Below are 1,978 nucleotides of genomic sequence, written 5' to 3'. Positions count from 1 at the left end.
ATCTAGTTTTCAATGTACAAAGAATGTTAATAAACATTCAAAACTGAATACAATATGTCACGTTATTCCCTCATCTTCGTAGAAGATGTTCCGAATATATCCTTAGAAAGGAGGTGATCCAGCCGCACCTTCCGATACGGCTACCTTGTTACGACTTCACCCCAATCATTTGTCCCACCTTCGACGGCTAGCTCCAAATGGTTACTCCACCGGCTTCGGGTGTTACAAACTCTCGTGGTGTGACGGGCGGTGTGTACAAGACCCGGGAACGTATTCACCGTAGCATGCTGATCTACGATTACTAGCGATTCCAGCTTCATATAGTCGAGTTGCAGACTACAATCCGAACTGAGAACAACTTTATGGGATTTGCTTGACCTCGCGGTTTCGCTACCCTTTGTATTGTCCATTGTAGCACGTGTGTAGCCCAAATCATAAGGGGCATGATGATTTGACGTCATCCCCACCTTCCTCCGGTTTGTCACCGGCAGTCAACTTAGAGTGCCCAACTTAATGATGGCAACTAAGCTTAAGGGTTGCGCTCGTTGCGGGACTTAACCCAACATCTCACGACACGAGCTGACGACAACCATGCACCACCTGTCACTCTGTCCCCCGAAGGGGAAAACTCTATCTCTAGAGGGGTCAGAGGATGTCAAGATTTGGTAAGGTTCTTCGCGTTGCTTCGAATTAAACCACATGCTCCACCGCTTGTGCGGGTCCCCGTCAATTCCTTTGAGTTTCAACCTTGCGGTCGTACTCCCCAGGCGGAGTGCTTAATGCGTTAGCTGCAGCACTAAGGGGCGGAAACCCCCTAACACTTAGCACTCATCGTTTACGGCGTGGACTACCAGGGTATCTAATCCTGTTTGATCCCCACGCTTTCGCACATCAGCGTCAGTTACAGACCAGAAAGTCGCCTTCGCCACTGGTGTTCCTCCATATCTCTGCGCATTTCACCGCTACACATGGAATTCCACTTTCCTCTTCTGCACTCAAGTTTTCCAGTTTCCAATGACCCTCCACGGTTGAGCCGTGGGCTTTCACATCAGACTTAAAAAACCGCCTACGCGCGCTTTACGCCCAATAATTCCGGATAACGCTTGCCACCTACGTATTACCGCGGCTGCTGGCACGTAGTTAGCCGTGGCTTTCTGATTAGGTACCGTCAAGACGTGCATAGTTACTTACACATTTGTTCTTCCCTAATAACAGAGTTTTACGATCCGAAGACCTTCATCACTCACGCGGCGTTGCTCCGTCAGGCTTTCGCCCATTGCGGAAGATTCCCTACTGCTGCCTCCCGTAGGAGTCTGGACCGTGTCTCAGTTCCAGTGTGGCCGATCACCCTCTCAGGTCGGCTACGCATCGTTGCCTTGGTAAGCCGTTACCTTACCAACTAGCTAATGCGGCGCGGATCCATCTATAAGTGACAGCAAAACCGTCTTTCACTATTGAACCATGCGGTTCAATATATTATCCGGTATTAGCTCCGGTTTCCCGAAGTTATCCCAGTCTTATAGGTAGGTTATCCACGTGTTACTCACCCGTCCGCCGCTAACGTCAGAGGAGCAAGCTCCTCGTCTGTTCGCTCGACTTGCATGTATTAGGCACGCCGCCAGCGTTCATCCTGAGCCAGGATCAAACTCTCCATAAAAATTATGATGTTTGATTAGCTCATAAATACTAAATAGTTTGTAACGTTTCGTTACTGTTTATTGGAATTAACGTTGACATATTGTCATTCAGTTTTCAATGTTCATTTCTAATCAACAAGAATTAATTATACATCTTAAGCATAGTTAAGTCAACAAAAAATTCAAGTTAATTTATTAATATATTCTATTAATCCACAAAAAAATGACCAACAGGTCAAAAGTAGATTGCCTGGCAACGTCCTACTCTAGCGGAACGTCAGTCCGACTACCATCGGCGCTAAGGAGCTTAACTTCTGTGTTCGGCATGGGAACAGGTGTGA

The 1,978-nt window shown here is 47.3% G+C and carries 1 rRNA gene and 1 other annotated feature (1 of these 2 cut by a window edge); the gene reads right to left on the bottom strand.

Features of this window, described 5'->3' with window-relative positions:
• Window positions 1-1,657, bottom strand: a sequence feature (most likely nonfunctional fraction of RNA operon); it reaches 2,753 nt to the left of the window's first position.
• A 228-nt stretch (window positions 1,658-1,885) separates the two neighbouring features.
• A 5S ribosomal RNA gene (rrf, locus tag ABTW65_RS29335) occupies window positions 1,886-1,978 on the bottom strand; the annotation flags it as partial.

It is taken from the genome of Nocardioides sp. NPDC127503, from assembly GCF_040302165.1.
Lineage (GTDB): Bacteria > Actinomycetota > Actinomycetes > Propionibacteriales > Nocardioidaceae > Nocardioides.
Note: the sequence above shows the minus strand (reverse complement) of the source record. Positions and strands in the feature narration are given on the sequence as shown.